The sequence below is a fragment of the Pantoea sp. SGAir0430 genome (genome assembly GCF_043549295.1).
The window spans coordinates 855407-871814 of the sequence record NZ_CP039427.1 but is presented as its reverse complement, the minus strand read 5'-3'; the positions used below and the strand labels follow the sequence as shown (position 1 = coordinate 871814).

Here is a 16408-nt window from a genome sequence, read left to right as displayed (position 1 = left end):
CTGCGCGCCACGCCCGCTTACTTAATGATTTTCCAAATCAGCGGATTGGTACCCAGCACTTTTTCATCACGCGCACACTGCAGCAGTACGCCCTCTGCTTTCACCACGGCGCCTTCGGAGTAGCTGCGGTTTTCATAGATACAGCACTGCAGGCAGTTGTTCTGCTGACGATTCTGCCCCTGCGTCCACACTTCCGGCGGCATATCCGCCACCACATCGGTATTGCCCATTCGCGCGGGCTCCGGCTGGCGATTAGCCAGCGCGGCATGGCTGCACAGCAGCAGCCCACTCAGCAACAGCGTTGCGTAACGCATTATTCCGTCTCCTTCGTTTTGCGCCGGGGCGTTTTGCCTTTACTGCGCGTCTTCGCTCCGGTCGCGGCTAATCCACGAAAAGCCTGCAGCGACGGCCTCTGGCGCGCCTCACCGATTAGTCCGATTAAGGTACTGACCAGCGGCTGCATAAACTCATCATAGCGACAGGCTTTTTCACTGATGCGGGTAAGCGTTGACTCCCAGTGCGCCGTCATATCCGGCCGCGCGGCCATCTCAGGTAACGCATGAATCAGCGCCCTGCCCGCCTCGGTTGAGTGAATATAGCGACCTTTTTTCACCAGAAATGTACGGCGGAACAGCAATTCTATGATGCCGGCACGCGTCGCTTCCGTTCCTAAACCATCGGTCGCACGCAGCACTTTCTTTAATTCTTTATCCTGCACAAAGCGGGCAATACCGGTCATGGCCGACAGCAGCGTGGCGTCGGTGAACGGCCGCGGCGGCTGAGTCTGCTTCGCCAGCACCTCACCACGCTCACACAACAGCTCATCGCCTTTACTCACCACCGGCAGCGGCGTGCCATCATTCTCTTCATCGCGCTCTTTACTGCCCAGCAGCGCACGCCAGCCGGCTTCGGCAAGAAAACGTGCTTTGGCAACGAACCTGCCACCGCCGATATCGAGGTCGATGACGCATTTGCGAAATACCGCGTCGGGACAAAACTGCATCAGATACTGGCGCGCAATCAGAGCGTAAATATTGGCTTCATTGTCGCTCAGGTTCACCTTGCTGGCGCGCGCCGTAGGAATGATGGCATGGTGCGCATCCACTTTTTTATCGTCCCAGCAGCGATTTTTCTGATCCGCATTGAAATCCGCTGGCAGCGACACGTCCGGCTGATGCGCCTGAATGGCGTTCAGCACCGCATGACGTCCGGCAAAATGTTCATCCGGCAGATAGCGGCTGTCTGAACGCGGATACGTAATCAGCTTATGGGTTTCATACAAACGCTGACAGCAGTCCAGTACCGTCTGGGCACTCAGGCCAAAACGCTTCGCCGCCTCGATTTGCAGGCTGGAGAGGGAAAATGGCAGCGGCGCCGTTTCTGACTCCCGCTTATCGTTGTAACCGGTAACCCACGCCGGTTTGCCGTTGATACGTTCAAGCACGTGGTCAGCGAGAGGACGATGCAGCAAACGGCCCTCGTCATCCTGCCACGGTTCACAGGCATCGCTGGGGATCCAGCTGGCAACGAAGCGCTCCTCTTTCGGTGTGACGATGTGCGCTTTGACCTCGAAGTAATCCTTCGGCACAAAGTTTTCGATCTCTTCATCGCGCCTCACCACCAGCCCCAGCACCGGCGTCTGAACGCGTCCCACCGAGAGCACGCCGTCGTAACCGGCGTTGCGGCCCAGCAGCGTCCAGGCGCGCGTCATGTTGATGCCATACAGCCAGTCAGCGCGCGCCCGGGCCAGCGCCGAGACACACAATGGAATGAATTCACGGTTCTCGCGCAGACGGCTCACCGCGCGCTCGACCGCCGCAGGATTCAGGTCGTTAATCAGGCAGCGCTGCACCTGCTGGCGCTTTTCAGCCGGCAGTTGCAGATAATCGAGCACTTCGTCGACCAGCAATTGTCCTTCGCGATCCGGGTCACCGGCGTGCACCACCACGCTGGCCTGCTGCAGTAAACCCTCGATCACTTTGAGCTGCTTCGCCACCGACGGGCGCGGCTGCAGGCGCCATTTATCCGGGATGATGGGTAAATCCGCCAGATTCCAGCGCGCATAGCGGCTGTCATAGCTGTCAGGCTGCGCCTGCTCCAGCAGATGCCCGACACACCAGGTCACAACCTGGTCATTACCACAGGCAATATAGCCGTCGCCACGTCGATGCGGTTTGGGTAGCACATCGGCGATGGCGCGTGCCAGACTGGGTTTTTCAGCAATAAACAAACGCATGAATGGCGTCGTTCCTTTACGTCAGGTGACTACAGTAATCAGTGGATGGGCGTGGTCTGCCGGCAGTAGCGAGCCAATTACCGTGGCCTCAACGCCAGCCTGCGCCGCGCACGCGCGAAACGCCGCAATAGCGTCAGGCTGTACCGCCACCAGCAGTCCGCCGGAAGTTTGCGGATCGCACAGCAGTGCGCGCGTGGCCTCATCCAAGGCAGAAATGTGCTCGCCATAGCTGGCGAAGTTGCGGCTGGTGCCGCCCGGCACCGCGCCGGCCGCAATGTACTGGTCCACGCCGGGCAGACGCGGTACCTGTGCGGCCTGCACGTGTGCGCGCAGGCCGGAGCCCAGACAGATTTCACTCAGGTGCCCCAGCAGACCAAAGCCGGTGACATCGGTCATGGCGCTGACACCGGGCAGTTTAGCAAATTCCGCCCCTGCGCTATTGAGCTGGCACATCACCTGCGCCGCCAGCGTCTGATGCTCCGCACGCAGCAGCCCTTTTTTCTCTGCGGTAGTCAGAATACCGATGCCGAGCGGTTTGGTGAGGAACAGCTCGCAGCCCGCCTGCGCAGCGCTGTTCTTTTTCACGCGCGCCACGTCAACGATGCCGGTAACGGCAAGGCCAAAAATCGGCTCCGGCGCATCGATTGAGTGGCCCCCCGCCAGCGCGATGCCAGCCGCCTGGCAGGCCGCGCGACCGCCTTCAATCACCTGCTGTGCCACTTTCGCGTCCAGCACATTAACCGGCCAGCCGAGAATAGCGATGGCCATGATCGGTTTGCCGCCCATGGCGTAAATATCACTGATGGCGTTGGTGGCCGCGATACGGCCAAAGGTGTGCGGATCGTCAACGATGGGCATAAAGAAGTCAGTGGTGCTGACCACCGCCGTGCCGTTGCCAAGATCGTACACAGCAGCATCGTCACGGGTTTCATTGCCGACCAGCAGTTGCGGATCGTGAAAGGCAGCCAGTTCGCTGTGCAGAATGGTCTCAAGCACCTGAGGTGAAATTTTACAGCCGCAGCCAGCGCCGTGGCTGTATTGCGTCAAACGAAGCGGTTCGCTCATGGCGGGTTCCTTGTGCGCTGAACAGAGAGGGCTATGTTAGCCTGGCTGCCCGCTGCTGGTAAGCGCTGTCGCCGCTAAGCGCGATCTTTCGCACAGCGACTGTGCAATCAGAGTCGTTGCATGCACCTTGCCGCAGAAACCCGCTGCTGTCTGTCAGAAATAACTGACAAACGCCTCGCTGTCGGGCGCGACCACGGTGGTATTGGCTTTCAGCTGCGGCGTACCGAGGTAGAGGAAACCCACAATTGCATCCTGCTCGCGGCAGCCAAAGGCGGCGCGTACCTGCGGATGATCGGTCCATGGCCCGCTGCGCCAGATGCCGTTAAAGCCCTGCGCGACGGCCGCCATTTGCATCGCCATCACCGCGCAGCCCGCGGACACGACCTGCTCCCAGCGCGGCACTTTGGCGGAAGCTTCGCAGTGCGCGACAACGGTAATGATCATCGGCGCGCGGAACGGTGACATCCGGGCCTTCTCAATGGCTTTGTCATCCAGCTGGCTGTCGCGTGCGGCCTGCTCCAGCAGATGACTAAAGCGTTCGCGCCCCTCATTTTCAATGATGATGAAGCGCCACGGCTGCAGCGTGCCGTGATCCGGTGCGCGCATACCCGCGTGCAGAATATTCTGCAGCACCTCACCGGCCGGTGCCGGCTCGGTCAGACGCGACGCTGAACGACGGTTTACCAGTAATTCCAGTGCATCCATCTTGATTCTCCCGTGATTAACAAAGCGTGGGCTAATCCTGGCACAGCGCGATCTTTTGTAACAGTCTGGCGCGATTTCCTGCTGACTTTTCGCACGCTGCTCTTTAGGATGAACCCGACATCGGGGCAGACCGCATACCGGCTGCCCTGGCTACGTGAATATGGAGAGTTTATGCGCACATTGTGGCGAATTATTGCTGGCCTGTTCCGCTGGAGCTGGCGGGTGCTGAATTTTATCCGGGAATTTATCCTGAATCTGTTCCTGATTGTGTTAATTCTGGCCGGCGTCGGCATCTGGCTGCAGCTATCCAGCGCCAGCAGCAGTGAACCGGTGCAGCAGGGTGCGCTGAAAGTCGATCTGAGCGGCGTGCTGGTGGACAAACCGTCGGTCAGCAATCGTCTGAGCCGCATCAGCCGCCAGCTGCTGGGTGCCAGCAGCGATCGTTTGCAGGAAAATTCGTTGTTTGATGTGGTCGATGCCATTCGTCAGGCAAAGAGCGATAAAAATATCACTGGCATGGTGCTGGATCTGCGCGATTTTGCCGGCGGCGATCAGCCTTCGCTGCAGTACGTGGGTAAGGCACTGCGCGAATTCCGCGACGCGGGCAAACCCATTTTTGCCCTCGGCGACAGCTATAGCCAGGCGCAATATTATCTCGCCAGCTACGCCACGAAGGTCTATCTGTCGCCGCAGGGCACGGTAGATCTGCACGGTTTCGCCACCAACGGCCTGTATTACAAATCCCTGCTGGATAAGCTGAAAGTCAGCTCACACGTGTTCCGTGTCGGCACCTATAAGTCCGCGGTTGAACCTTTCCTGCGTGATGATATGTCGCCGGAAGCGCGCGATGCTGATGGCCGCTGGGTCGGCCAGCTGTGGCAGAACTACCTCAACACGGTGTCCGCCAACCGGCAAATCACGCCGCAGCAGCTGTTCCCGGGGGCGGCGGGCATCATCAGCGGTCTGCAGGCCGTTCAGGGCGATACCGCTAAATATGCCCTGGATAACAAACTGGTGGATGTGCTGGATTCGCGCGCTGCCGCCGATCGCGAGCTGGTGAAAACCTTTGGCTGGGATAAAGCCAGCAACGACTACCGCAACGTCAGCATCTATGACTACAACGTCAAACAACCGACGCAGCAGGATGGCAACATTGCGGTGATTCTCGCCAGTGGTGCCATCATGGACGGCGAAGAGAGCGCCGGCAACGTCGGTGGCGACACCACCGCTGCACAGATCCGCGACGCCCGCCTCGACGACAAAATCAAAGCTATCGTGCTGCGCGTCAACAGCCCGGGCGGCAGCGTAACGGCCTCTGAAGCCATCCGCGAAGAGCTGGCGGCGGCGCATGACGCCGGTAAGCCAGTGGTGGTTTCAATGGGCGGCATGGCGGCATCGGGCGGCTACTGGATCTCCACGCCGGCCGACTACATCGTTGCTGCGCCGAGCACCCTGACCGGGTCGATCGGCATCTTCGGCGTGATCAATACGGTGGAGAACAGCCTGAGCAGCATCGGCGTGCACAGCGATGGCGTTGCCACCTCGCCGCTGGCGGATGTGTCGACCACCAAAGCGCTGCCGACTGAAGTGCAGCAGCTGATGCAGCTGACCATTGAAAATGGTTATCGCAACTTTGTCGGTCTGGTCGCGGCGTCACGCCATAAAACGCCACAGCAGATTGATGCCATTGCGCAGGGTCACGTCTGGACCGGTAGCGATGCCAAAGCCAACGGGCTGGTGGATGCGCTGGGCGACTTCGACGATGCGGTAGCCAAAGCCGCCGAGCTGGCGAAGGTCGCGAAACCTGAACTGAGCTGGTATCAGGACGATCCGGGGATGATCGACCTGCTGCTTAACCAGATGAATGCGTCGGCGCAGGCCGTGCTGCCGGCCGCGCTGAAAGTGTGGCTGCCGGCACCGGTCAGCGAAGTGATGGGCGCGCTGCAGGCGCAGCCGGGCCTGATGAATAATCTCAACGATCCGCAAAACCGTTACGCGTTCTGCCTGACCTGCGGCAACGTACGCTAATCTTTACAGCCCGGCCGCTGGTCGGGCTGCTTTTCCCCGCTAATCCCCTTATACTGCGCGTTTTACGGCAAGTCTGAGTCCATTCATGCAAAAGAAAAATATCTATGTAGCCTACACGGGCGGGACCATCGGCATGCAACGCTCCGCGCAGGGTTACATTCCGGTCTCTGGCCATCTGCAGCAGCAGCTGGCGATGATGCCAGAGTTTCACCGTCCGGAAATGCCGGATTTCACCATCCACGAATACCACCCGCTGATTGACTCCTCGGATATGACGCCGCAGGACTGGCAGTCAATCGCTGACGACATCCAGCTGAACTACGATCGCTATGACGGTTTCGTCATTCTGCATGGCACCGATACCATGGCGTTCACCGCGTCGGCGCTGTCGTTCATGCTGGAGAACCTGGCCAAGCCGGTGATCGTCACCGGGTCGCAGATCCCGCTGGCCGAGCTGCGCTCAGACGGTCAGCAGAACCTGCTGAACTCGCTGTATGTCGCGGCCAACTATCCGATTAATGAAGTGGCGTTGTTCTTCAACAACACGCTGTTCCGCGGTAACCGCACCACCAAAGCCCACGCCGACGGTTTTAATGCGTTTGCCTCACCGAACCTGTCGCCGCTGCTGGAAGCGGGCATCCATATTCGCCGTCTCAATACGCCGCCGGCACCGCGCGGCAGCGGTGAGCTGATCGTCCATCCGATCACGCCTCAGCCGATTGGCGTGGTGACCATCTATCCAGGCATCTCTGCCGACGTGGTGCGCAATTTCCTGCGTCAGCCGGTCAAAGCGCTGATTCTGCGCTCTTACGGTGTGGGCAACGCGCCACAAAACGCCGAGTTTCTTGCCGAACTGCAGCAGGCCAGCGAGCGCGGCATTGTGGTGGTGAACCTGACGCAGTGCATGTCCGGTAAGGTCAATATGGGCGGTTACGCCACCGGCAATGCACTGGAACACGCCGGCGTGATCAGTGGTTTTGATCTGACCGTCGAGGCCACCCTGACTAAACTGCACTTTTTGTTAAGCCAGAACCTCACCAGCGCTGAAATTCGTGCCAAAATGCAGCAGAATTTACGTGGCGAACTGACCGAAGACTGATACGGAGCAAAATCCCATGAAGCGGGCATTGATAATCATCGATATTCAGAACGATTTTTGCCCCGGCGGCCCGATGGCCGTGCGTGAAGGTGACCAGACGGTTGCCGTTGCTAATCGCTATGCACGCGAATTCCGCGCGCGCGGTGAATGCGTGGTGGCGTTGCAGGACTGGCATCCGGCCAATCACGGCAGCTTTGCCTCGGTCTCTGGCGAGCCGGTGTATACGCTCGGTGAACTGAATGGCCTGGCGCAGATCTGGTGGCCGGATCACGGCGTGCAGCACTCACACGGCGCGGATTTCCATCCGGATCTCGATCGCAGTCTGATTGATGCGGTGTTCCATAAAGGCGGCGATGTGGATGTGGATAGCTATAGCGCCTTTTTCGATAACGGGCACCGCCGCAAAACCGAGCTCGACAGCTGGCTGCGCGAGCGCGGCATTACTCACCTGGTGATGCTGGGCCTGGCGACCGATTACTGCGTGAAGTACAGCGTGCTGGATGCGCTGGAACTGGGATATCACGTTGAAGTGGTGCAGGAAGGCTGCCGGGGCGTCAATCTCAATCCGGACGACAGCGAGATCGCGATCGCGCAGATGCAGGCGCAGGGTGCGGTCATTATCTGAAAATCAGGGCTGGAACTCTCCAGCCCTGCAGCCGGTCAATGCAGGTTAATGCGCGTCACGTCGGACTCGATTCCCCACTCTTCCTTCAGCTGTTTTTTCGACTTCATCACCATCTCGCCGCCTTTACCGATGGTCATGTGCTGCGGTTCGTCGTTGTGCCGCGCCTGCCACAGTATCACCAGCTGCAGACAGTTATCTTTCTGATCCTGCGTCAGCGCCACGCCGTCTGGCCACTTGCCGGTTTCCACCGCAGTGGCGAGGCGCTCGTAGACTTCCGGCGTCATCGCCGCCAGCATTGCTTCCAGTTCCTGCTTCATGCTCAGCCCTCGTGCTGATTGCCCTGCTCGTCGGTAAAGTTCAGCGACGCTGAGTTGACACAATAGCGCTCACCGGTTGGCTGCGGGCCATCCGGGAAGACGTGGCCCAGATGGGCGTCGCAGTTACCGCAGCGGATTTCGACGCGGTGCATACCGTGCGAGTCATCTTCCAGATAGCGGATAGCTTCATCGTTATACGGCTGATAAAAGCTCGGCCAGCCGCAGCCGGAGTCATACTTGGTTTCGGAGAGAAACAGCGGTGCGTTGCAGACCAGGCAGTGATAGATACCCTCCTGCTTGTTGTGCAACAGCGCGCCGGTGAAAGGCGGTTCGGTTCCACGATGCTGAGTGACGTAGCGCTGCATTTCCGACAGCTGGGCAATTTTTGCCTCGGGTGCGGTGTCTTTAGCCATTTTGAGTTCCGGAGTGTCATTCTGTAAAAATCGTCTAGTATTCTAACAAACGAACAACATCTTCCGGGTCTTTTTTCGTGCGGATGCTTTTGCCCCGACCAGCACTGCGCAATTTTGTGATGACGATCACTCTTTGCAACAGTCATCCCTTTTTAGTCTGCATTCGGCGTAAGATAGGTGCGCAATAAGGGCGCTGCGCAAGCGTTTGCGCACCCAATTATTCCTGGCGCTGGAATTGACCTGTCGCAACAATTGACACGATTCCGCTTGACGCCTGGTAAGGTTTTTGTAATTTTACAGCCAACCTTTTATTCACTAACAAATAGCTGGTGGAATATATGACTATCAAAGTAGGTATCAACGGTTTTGGCCGTATCGGTCGCATCGTTTTCCGTGCTGCTCAGCAGCGTTCTGACATCGAAATCGTCGCGATCAACGACCTGCTCGACGCCGATTACATGGCTTACATGCTGAAGTATGACTCTACACACGGTCGTTTCGACGGCACCGTAGAAGTGAAAGATGGCGCGCTGATCGTTAACGGTAAAAAAATCCGTGTTACCGCTGAGAAAGACCCGGCTAACCTGAAATGGGACGAAGTGGGCGTTGACGTTGTTGCTGAAGCAACCGGTATCTTCCTGACCGACGAAACCGCACGTAAACACATCACTGCCGGCGCGAAGAAAGTGGTTCTGACTGGCCCGTCTAAAGATGACACCCCAATGTTCGTTCGTGGTGCCAACTTCGACAAATATGCCGGCCAGGACATCGTGTCTAACGCTTCCTGCACCACCAACTGCCTGGCGCCGCTGGCTAAAGTAATCAACGATAAGTTCGGTATCGTTGAAGGTCTGATGACCACTGTTCACGCCACCACCGCCACTCAGAAAACCGTTGATGGCCCGTCTCACAAAGACTGGCGCGGCGGCCGCGGTGCAGCGCAGAACATCATCCCATCTTCTACCGGCGCAGCAAAAGCAGTAGGCAAAGTTCTGCCAGAGCTGAACGGTAAACTGACCGGTATGGCGTTCCGCGTACCAACACCAAACGTCTCTGTGGTTGACCTGACCGTTCGTCTGGAAAAACCAGCGTCTTACAAAGACATCTGCGCAGCCATCAAAGCCGCTGCTGAAGGTGACATGAAAGACGTGCTGGGCTACATCGAAGACGACGTGGTTTCTACCGACTTCAACGGCGAAACCCTGACTTCCGTGTTCGACGCGAAAGCCGGTATCGCTCTGAACGACAACTTTGTGAAACTGGTTTCCTGGTACGATAACGAAACCGGTTACTCCAACAAGGTTCTGGATCTGATTGCACTGGTTGCTGCTAAGTAAGCTAACCGGCTAAACAGACAAGGGGTGACTTCGGTCGCCCCTTTTTTTTCGATTGGATGAGAGAAGGTCTGACAATGCACAATTCGCTCTTTAACTTGCCCGTGGTGACGCAGATCACCCCTTACCTGTCGCAGCGTCAGATGGGTGAATTATCGATTCTGGTGATCAGCCATCCGAAAGTGCGCGCCGCCATTGCCCTGCAGGGTGCGCACCTACTGGCATGGCAACCGGCCGGTCAGCAGCCCGCCATCTGGCTCAGCGACAAGACGCCATTCGTCAGCGGAAAAGCCATTCGCGGCGGCGTGCCGGTCTGCTGGCCGTGGTTTGGTCCGGCAGGTGAACCTGCGCATGGCTTTGCCCGCAATCAGCCGTGGACGCTGACGGCGCATGATGAGAACGAAGATGCGGTCATGCTGACGTTCACGCTGGAAAGTAATGCACAAACGAAAAAACTGTGGCCGCACGACTTCACACTGCTGGCGCGCTTCCGCATTGCTGAACACTGTGAGATTGAGCTGGAAGCCTGGGGCGATTATGAAGCCACTGCCGCGCTGCACAGCTATTTTCAGGTGGCGGACATTGCGCAGGTTGAAGTCAGCGGGCTCGGCAACAGCTACATCGATAAGGTGCAGGACAGTGCCATCGGCAGCGCAGCGGACGGGAAACAAACTTATCCCGATCGGGTTGATCGCATTCATACCGCAGCGGAAGACTGCAGCGTGATCCACGATCGCGCCGGTAAACGCCAGATTGAAGTCTATCACCATTATCAAAGTGACGTTGTCACCTGGAATCCTGGCCCGGCACTGTCCTGCAGCATGGCCGATATGCCTAATGATGGTTATAAAACCATGGTATGCGTGGAGACGGCGCGGATTAGCAAACCGATGAAAAGTGCCGGAGAAACCCCTGCCCGCCTTGGCGTCACGCTGAGAATCCGCAATAAGTAATGCTGAACGGCGCGCACGCGCCGTTTACACCACATCCAGCGCCAGTTTATGCTGCGGCGGCGGAAAGGCGCGATCCAGCAGCGCCAGCTCATCGCTGGTCAGGATGATATTCAGGGCCGCCGCATTCTCCTGCACGTGCGCCACGCTGCCCGCCTTTGGAATGGCCATTACGCCCGGCTGGCGAATCACCCAGCTCAACAGCAACTGAGCGATGCTGATGCTCTTCTGTTGTGCAATCTGCTGCAAAGTCGCATCGTCAAACAGCGCCTGACGCAGCCGTCCGGCCTGCGCCAGCGGACAGTAAGCCATGACGGGCGTATGGTGCTGCTGACAGAGCGGCAGTAAATCGAATTCAATACCGCGTGAAGCCAGATGGTACAGCACCTGATTAGTCGCGCAGCCCATCCCTCCGGCTTCACTCCACAACTCCTGCAGATCGTCGCTATCAAAATTGGAGACGCCCCAGTGGCGGATTTTGCCCTGCTGCTGCAGCGTTTGCATGGCGCGCACGGTCTCCTCCAGCGGCACATTACCGCGCCAGTGCAGCAGATAAAGATCGAGATAGTCCGTCTGCAGACGGCGCAGACTGCGCTCACAGGCGTCAATCGCATCGACCTCACCGGCGTTCCACGGGTAAACTTTTGATACCAGCCAGGCTTGATCGCGCCGTCCGCGCAGCGCTGCGCCGACCACCTCTTCCGCGCCGCCTTCGGCATACATCTCAGCGGTATCGATCAGTTTCAGTCCGGCGTCCAGTCCAGCCTGCAGCGCAGCGATTTCCTGCGCCCGCTGTGCCGGATTTTCGCCCATATACCAGGTGCCCTGGCCGATAGCCGCTAACGGCGTATCGTCATTAAACTGAATTGTCTTCATCCCACCTCCCGTTGCGCCATTACGGGGCGCAATATTGGTGCAGGGTAACAAAAACGCCTCATTATGAGGCGTTCGTACGGTCATCAGAAGCTGTAGCTAACGCCGGTCCACAGCGTAAACTGACCGTCTTTATCCACCATCGGACTGTCTTTAATTTCACTGGCGAAGCGGGTGTATCGGCCTGACAGGCTGGCGTTCCAGCTCTCGCTTATCTGGTAGCTGGCGTTCATCTCGACGTAAGGCGACCAGCTGTCGTCCGGGTGATAGCGATCAATGCCGGTACGCGCGCTTTCGTGGCCGGAAACGCCGTAGTAATAGCGGTTTTGGTTGGCACTGTTCCACATTGCGCCAATGCCCGGTGTCAGGCTGAACGCGCCGAAATCAAAGCGGTACAGGTAGGTCAGGTCCCAGATCATGCCGTTGCTGTTATTCAGCACATCGCCCAGCAGCGCGGTACGCACAATTCCCCAGTCAGCAACGTGACGATAAGTCGCGCCGGCCATCAGCGTCATACGACGCTTGTCCAGCCCTTTCATATCGCCCAGATCGTTATCTTTCGGGTCATACTGCTGCGGCGAGCCCAGCAGCGTTAACGACAGCTGATTCTGCGGGTCTTTCCACAGGTAATAACCGCCCTGTAGGCTGCGGAACCAAAAGTTTTCCCCCTCATAATTGATGACCGGGATCGGCAGATAACGGTCCTGGCCGCCGCGGTACGGCGACTGGGCATAAATAACCGAAGCCCCAAGTGACACGGGTTCAGCGTAAGTGCTGAACGCCGCAAAATAGCAAGGACACATCAGAGCAAGCGCTTTAAGTTTGAAATGGTTCACAATTTATTCATTCCATTAATATAACAATCACACGCAGAGTCTAACCAAATTTTGCCACTGGTTTAACTTTTAATGTTGATTTCCTTTTTATCCTGTCAGAAGCGTCTGAGACGCAGCGCACCTGTTGCCGCAAGGGCGTGACGGCCTTAGCGCTTATGAGACTTTGTTATTGATATATCGCTAAATAAGGAGAAAAGACGGAGCAATTTTTCTGATTGCCTTCTACAGTAAAAGTAAGACGAGAATTTTTTGTACGAGCAGAGTAACCATAAGAATTGTGAATCCCGATAAAAAATCGTCAGGTTGGCATAAGGGTTGCTGTACTCAATAAAGAATATCTTCCGGGAGCTGCAAGAGCATCTTATTACGCTCCTTTACCTGTGCTAAAAACGAAAGGACGGGCATCGCTATGAATATATTCGATCACTATCGTCAGCGTTATGAAGCTGCCAAGGACGAAGAGTTCACACTGCAGGAATTCCTCACCATCTGTAAGCAGGATCGCAGTGCATACGCCAACGCGGCAGAACGACTATTGATGGCCATCGGTGAGCCTGTGATGGTCGATACTGCCCAGGAGCCTCGCCTTTCCCGTATCTTCTCGAACCGCGTCATCGGACGCTACCCGGCCTTTGAAGAGTTTTACGGTATGGAGGAAGCGATTGAGCAGATCGTCTCCTACCTGAAACACGCCGCACAGGGGCTGGAGGAGAAGAAACAGATTCTGTACCTGCTCGGCCCGGTGGGCGGCGGTAAATCCTCGCTGGCCGAACGGCTTAAAGCGCTCATGCAGCGCGTGCCAATCTATGTGCTGAGTGCCGACGGTGAACGCAGCCCGGTCAATGACCATCCGCTGTGCCTGTTTAATCCGCAGGAAGACGCCAATATTCTGGAAAAAGAGTACGGCGTGCCGCGGCGTTACCTTGGCACCATTATGTCGCCGTGGGCGGCAAAACGGTTGCATGACTTTGGCGGCGACATCACCCGCTTCAAAGTGGTGAAAGTGTGGCCGTCGATTCTGGAACAGCTGGCTATCGCCAAAACCGAACCGGGTGATGAGAACAACCAGGATATTTCAGCGCTGGTGGGTAAAGTGGATATCCGTAAGCTGGAAAACCACGCGCAGAACGATCCGGATGCCTACGGCTATTCGGGTGCGCTGTGCCGCGCCAACCAGGGCATCATGGAATTCGTGGAGATGTTTAAAGCACCCATTAAAGTGCTGCACCCGCTGCTGACCGCTACTCAGGAAGGTAACTATAACGGTACCGAAGGGATTTCCGCCCTGCCGTTTAACGGCATCATTCTGGCGCACTCCAATGAATCAGAGTGGGTGACGTTCCGTAACAACAAGAACAACGAAGCTTTCCTTGACCGTGTGTACATCGTGAAGGTGCCTTACTGCCTGCGCGTGTCCGAGGAGATCAAAATTTATGAAAAACTGCTCAACCACAGTGAACTGACCACCGCGCCTTGCGCACCCGGCACGCTGGAAACGCTGGCGCGTTTCTCAATTCTGTCGCGCCTGAAAGAGCCGGAAAACTCCAGCATCTACTCGAAGATGCGCGTCTATGACGGTGAAAGCCTGAAAGACACCGATCCGAAAGCGAAGTCGTGGCAGGAGTATCACGATTACGCCGGGGTGGATGAAGGCATGAACGGCCTGTCGACCCGCTTCGCGTTTAAGATTCTGTCACGCGTGTTTAACTTCGACCATGCCGAAGTAGCGGCTAACCCGGTGCACCTGTTTTACGTGCTGGAACAGCAGATCGAGCGCGAGCAGTTCCCGCAGGATCAGGCGGAGAAGTATCTGGAACACCTGAAAGGCTATCTGATTCCGAAATATGCGGAGTTCATTGGCAAAGAGATTCAGACCGCTTACCTCGAATCCTATTCGGAGTATGGTCAGAATATCTTCGACCGCTACGTCACTTATGCGGATTTCTGGATTCAGGATCAGGAGTACCGCGATCCGGATACCGGCCAGCTGTTCGATCGTGAATCACTCAACGCCGAGCTGGAAAAGATTGAGAAACCTGCCGGGATCAGTAACCCGAAAGATTTCCGTAACGAGATTGTCAACTTTGTGCTGCGCGCACGGGCACAGAATAACGGACGCAATCCAAACTGGACCAGCTACGAAAAACTGCGCACGGTGATCGAGAAGAAAATGTTCTCCAACACCGAGGAGTTGTTGCCGGTGATTTCGTTCAACACCAAAACATCCACGGACGAACAGAAAAAACACGACGATTTTGTCGATCGCATGATGGAAAAAGGCTATACCCGCAAGCAGGTGCGTCTGCTGTGTGAATGGTATCTGCGCGTGCGCAAATCGTCATAATCGACAGCGGTAAGCTACGCGGCATCCACATGCCGCCTGAGGAGGCCGGACCCGTTCCGGCCTGGCTTACAGCGTAGTTTGGGGGAATTTATGGCCTATTTCATCGATCGGCGTCTTAACGGCAAGAATAAAAGTGCGGTCAACCGGCAGCGCTTTTTGCGCCGTTATAAGTCGCAAATCAAACAGTCGATCTCCGAGGCCATCAACAAGCGTTCGGTCACCGACGTGGAGAGTGGCGAATCGGTGTCGATTCCTGTTGACGACATCAACGAGCCGATTTTCCATCAGGGGCGCGGCGGCAGTCGTCATCGCGTGCATCCGGGGAACGACCACTTTGTGCAAAACGACCGCATTGAGCGGCCGCAGGGCGGCGGTGGTGGCGGCAGCGGTCAGGGCAATGCCAGCCAGGACGGAGAAGGTCAGGACGAGTTCGTGTTTCAGATTTCCAAGGATGAGTACCTCGATCTGCTGTTTGAAGACTTAGCGCTGCCTAACCTGCGCAAAAATCAGCATCGCCAGCTCAATGAGTACAAAACTCACCGCGCGGGCTTCACCTCGAATGGCGTGCCGGCCAATATCAGCGTGGTGCGCTCGCTGCAAAACTCGCTGGCGCGAAGAACCGCCATGACCGCAGGCAAACGTCGTATGCTGCACGAACTTGAAGCCACACTGAGCGAAGTCGAAAACAGCGAGCCGGCGCAACTGCTGGAAGAGGAGCGGCTGCGTAAAGAGATTGCGGAACTGCGGGCGCGCATTGAGCGCGTGCCGTTTATCGACACCTTTGACCTGCGTTACAAGAATTTCGAGAAGCGGCCTGAACCGTCCAGCCAGGCGGTAATGTTCTGCTTAATGGACGTTTCCGGCTCGATGGACCAGGCAACCAAGGATATGGCGAAACGCTTTTATATCCTGCTCTATCTGTTCCTCAGCCGGACTTACAAAAACGTCGATGTGGTGTATATCCGTCACCATACTCAGGCGAAAGAAGTCGATGAACAGGAGTTCTTCTACTCGCAGGAGACCGGCGGCACTATCGTCTCCAGCGCGCTTAAGCTGATGGACGAAGTGGTGAAAGAGCGTTATGACCCGTCGCAGTGGAATATTTATGCGGCGCAGGCCTCGGACGGCGATAACTGGGCGGATGACTCACCGTTGTGTCATGAAATTCTGGCGAAGCATATTCTGCCGGTGGTGCGCTACTACAGCTACATTGAGATTACCCGACGGGCGCACCAAACTCTGTGGCGCGAGTATGAGCATCTGCAGGCGATGTTTGATAACTTTGCCATTCAGCACATCCGCGAGCCGGAAGACATCTACCCGGTATTTCGTGAGCTTTTCCATAAACAGGTCGCTGAAGCCTGAGTTTACCAGCCGGTCACCGACCGGCTTTTTCTTTACCCCGCCCGGCTTAACCCCTCTGAAAACCCTGCTGTTTTTCTGTGCGGATTTAACCTTCTATGGGATAGCGCGCCACAGAATGAAAAAATGTGCAATTAACCGCTGACAAGCTATTGATAAGGCATTATCTTTTCACCTTGTCTGTGTGAATTGCCCGCAATTTGCTTTTTTATGCCCCGCCG

Annotated in this window: 15 protein-coding genes; 7 read left to right on the top strand and 8 right to left on the bottom strand. The window is 56.7% G+C overall.

Annotated features, from left to right (window positions below; genetic code table 11):
- Nucleotides 1-17: 17 nt before the first annotated feature.
- From E7738_RS04215 to E7738_RS04200, 4 genes are all read right to left on the bottom strand, one after another.
- The gene (locus E7738_RS04215; RefSeq protein ID WP_394516129.1) at nucleotides 18-314 is read right to left on the bottom strand and encodes a YnjH family protein; all 297 of its coding nucleotides are present in this window, start codon (nucleotides 312-314) and stop codon (nucleotides 18-20) included.
- Nucleotides 314-2236, bottom strand: a complete 1923-nt coding sequence (locus E7738_RS04210; protein ID WP_309787035.1) for a DNA topoisomerase III — start codon at nucleotides 2234-2236, stop codon at nucleotides 314-316. The genes E7738_RS04215 and E7738_RS04210 overlap by 1 nt, the downstream gene beginning before the upstream one ends.
- Before the next feature lie 21 nt (nucleotides 2237-2257).
- Nucleotides 2258-3301 carry a selenide, water dikinase SelD gene (gene selD / locus E7738_RS04205; RefSeq protein WP_241798707.1) on the bottom strand — a complete coding sequence of 348 codons (1044 nt, stop codon included), beginning with the start codon at nucleotides 3299-3301 and terminating at the stop codon, nucleotides 2258-2260.
- A gap of 153 nt (nucleotides 3302-3454) precedes the next feature.
- Entirely contained in the window at nucleotides 3455-4006 is a 552-nt protein-coding gene (locus E7738_RS04200) for an NAD(P)H nitroreductase (protein ID WP_021510067.1), read from the bottom strand.
- 171 nt (nucleotides 4007-4177) lie between these two features.
- On the opposite strand from E7738_RS04200, the gene sppA reads away from it, so the two are divergent.
- The 3 genes from sppA to pncA all read left to right on the top strand — a co-directional run bounded on the left by sppA (nucleotide 4178) and on the right by pncA (nucleotide 7758).
- A complete protein-coding gene (gene sppA / locus E7738_RS04195; RefSeq protein ID WP_058781814.1) occupies nucleotides 4178-6034 on the top strand; it encodes a signal peptide peptidase SppA in 1857 nt (618 codons plus the stop codon).
- 85 nt (nucleotides 6035-6119) lie between these two features.
- A complete protein-coding gene (gene ansA, locus E7738_RS04190; protein WP_058757717.1) occupies nucleotides 6120-7133 on the top strand; it encodes an asparaginase in 1014 nt (337 codons plus the stop codon).
- Between the two features lie 16 nt (nucleotides 7134-7149).
- On the top strand, nucleotides 7150-7758 hold the full coding sequence (gene pncA / locus E7738_RS04185; protein WP_058757718.1) for a bifunctional nicotinamidase/pyrazinamidase: 609 nt from the start codon (nucleotides 7150-7152) through the stop codon (nucleotides 7756-7758).
- Nucleotides 7759-7793: 35 nt separating this feature from the next.
- Here pncA and E7738_RS04180 read toward each other — a convergent pair whose 3' ends face one another.
- Together E7738_RS04180 and msrB are read right to left on the bottom strand one after the other, a co-directional pair.
- The gene (locus E7738_RS04180) at nucleotides 7794-8075 is read right to left on the bottom strand and encodes a YeaC family protein (RefSeq protein ID WP_394516128.1); all 282 of its coding nucleotides are present in this window, start codon (nucleotides 8073-8075) and stop codon (nucleotides 7794-7796) included.
- A 2-nt stretch (nucleotides 8076-8077) separates the two neighbouring features.
- Nucleotides 8078-8488 (bottom strand): peptide-methionine (R)-S-oxide reductase MsrB, encoded by a 411-nt coding sequence (msrB, locus tag E7738_RS04175; RefSeq protein ID WP_021510062.1) that lies wholly within the window; start codon nucleotides 8486-8488, stop codon nucleotides 8078-8080.
- A 338-nt stretch (nucleotides 8489-8826) separates the two neighbouring features.
- Here msrB and gapA point away from each other — a divergent pair, with 338 nt between their 5' ends.
- Together gapA and E7738_RS04165 are read left to right on the top strand one after the other, a co-directional pair.
- Entirely contained in the window at nucleotides 8827-9825 is a 999-nt protein-coding gene (gene gapA, locus E7738_RS04170; protein WP_021510061.1) for a glyceraldehyde-3-phosphate dehydrogenase, read from the top strand.
- A 74-nt stretch (nucleotides 9826-9899) separates the two neighbouring features.
- Complete coding sequence (locus tag E7738_RS04165; protein ID WP_058771253.1) at nucleotides 9900-10775, top strand: D-hexose-6-phosphate mutarotase; 876 nt, start codon at nucleotides 9900-9902, stop codon at nucleotides 10773-10775.
- Between the two features lie 24 nt (nucleotides 10776-10799).
- On the opposite strand, the gene E7738_RS04160 is transcribed toward E7738_RS04165, so the two are convergent.
- Both E7738_RS04160 and E7738_RS04155 read right to left on the bottom strand, forming a co-directional pair.
- On the bottom strand, nucleotides 10800-11648 hold the full coding sequence (locus tag E7738_RS04160) for an aldo/keto reductase (protein WP_241798705.1): 849 nt from the start codon (nucleotides 11646-11648) through the stop codon (nucleotides 10800-10802).
- A gap of 83 nt (nucleotides 11649-11731) precedes the next feature.
- Complete coding sequence (locus E7738_RS04155) at nucleotides 11732-12481, bottom strand: MipA/OmpV family protein (RefSeq protein WP_058774604.1); 750 nt, start codon at nucleotides 12479-12481, stop codon at nucleotides 11732-11734.
- 409 nt (nucleotides 12482-12890) lie between these two features.
- Between E7738_RS04155 and yeaG the strand changes: the two genes are divergently transcribed.
- Together yeaG and E7738_RS04145 are read left to right on the top strand one after the other, a co-directional pair.
- Nucleotides 12891-14825: a protein kinase YeaG gene (yeaG, locus tag E7738_RS04150; RefSeq protein ID WP_021510057.1), complete on the top strand. Its 1935-nt coding sequence runs from the start codon at nucleotides 12891-12893 to the stop codon at nucleotides 14823-14825.
- A 90-nt stretch (nucleotides 14826-14915) separates the two neighbouring features.
- Entirely contained in the window at nucleotides 14916-16190 is a 1275-nt protein-coding gene (locus E7738_RS04145; RefSeq protein ID WP_031280211.1) for a YeaH/YhbH family protein, read from the top strand.
- Nucleotides 16191-16408 lie beyond the last annotated feature (218 nt).

What these genes read in the sequence shown, in the direction of transcription:
- E7738_RS04215 (WP_394516129.1), bottom strand. Translation starts at nt 314, where the DNA reads ATGCGTTACGCAACGCTGTTGCTGAGTGGGCTGCTGCTGTGCAGCCAT.
- E7738_RS04210 (WP_309787035.1), bottom strand. Translation starts at nt 2,236, where the DNA reads ATGCGTTTGTTTATTGCTGAAAAACCCAGTCTGGCACGCGCCATCGCC.
- selD (WP_241798707.1), bottom strand. Translation starts at nt 3,301, where the DNA reads ATGAGCGAACCGCTTCGTTTGACGCAATACAGCCACGGCGCTGGCTGC.
- E7738_RS04200 (WP_021510067.1), bottom strand. Translation starts at nt 4,006, where the DNA reads ATGGATGCACTGGAATTACTGGTAAACCGTCGTTCAGCGTCGCGTCTG.
- sppA (WP_058781814.1), top strand. Translation starts at nt 4,178, where the DNA reads ATGCGCACATTGTGGCGAATTATTGCTGGCCTGTTCCGCTGGAGCTGG.
- ansA (WP_058757717.1), top strand. Translation starts at nt 6,120, where the DNA reads ATGCAAAAGAAAAATATCTATGTAGCCTACACGGGCGGGACCATCGGC.
- pncA (WP_058757718.1), top strand. Translation starts at nt 7,150, where the DNA reads ATGAAGCGGGCATTGATAATCATCGATATTCAGAACGATTTTTGCCCC.
- E7738_RS04180 (WP_394516128.1), bottom strand. Translation starts at nt 8,075, where the DNA reads ATGAAGCAGGAACTGGAAGCAATGCTGGCGGCGATGACGCCGGAAGTC.
- msrB (WP_021510062.1), bottom strand. Translation starts at nt 8,488, where the DNA reads ATGGCTAAAGACACCGCACCCGAGGCAAAAATTGCCCAGCTGTCGGAA.
- gapA (WP_021510061.1), top strand. Translation starts at nt 8,827, where the DNA reads ATGACTATCAAAGTAGGTATCAACGGTTTTGGCCGTATCGGTCGCATC.
- E7738_RS04165 (WP_058771253.1), top strand. Translation starts at nt 9,900, where the DNA reads ATGCACAATTCGCTCTTTAACTTGCCCGTGGTGACGCAGATCACCCCT.
- E7738_RS04160 (WP_241798705.1), bottom strand. Translation starts at nt 11,648, where the DNA reads ATGAAGACAATTCAGTTTAATGACGATACGCCGTTAGCGGCTATCGGC.
- yeaG (WP_021510057.1), top strand. Translation starts at nt 12,891, where the DNA reads ATGAATATATTCGATCACTATCGTCAGCGTTATGAAGCTGCCAAGGAC.
- E7738_RS04145 (WP_031280211.1), top strand. Translation starts at nt 14,916, where the DNA reads ATGGCCTATTTCATCGATCGGCGTCTTAACGGCAAGAATAAAAGTGCG.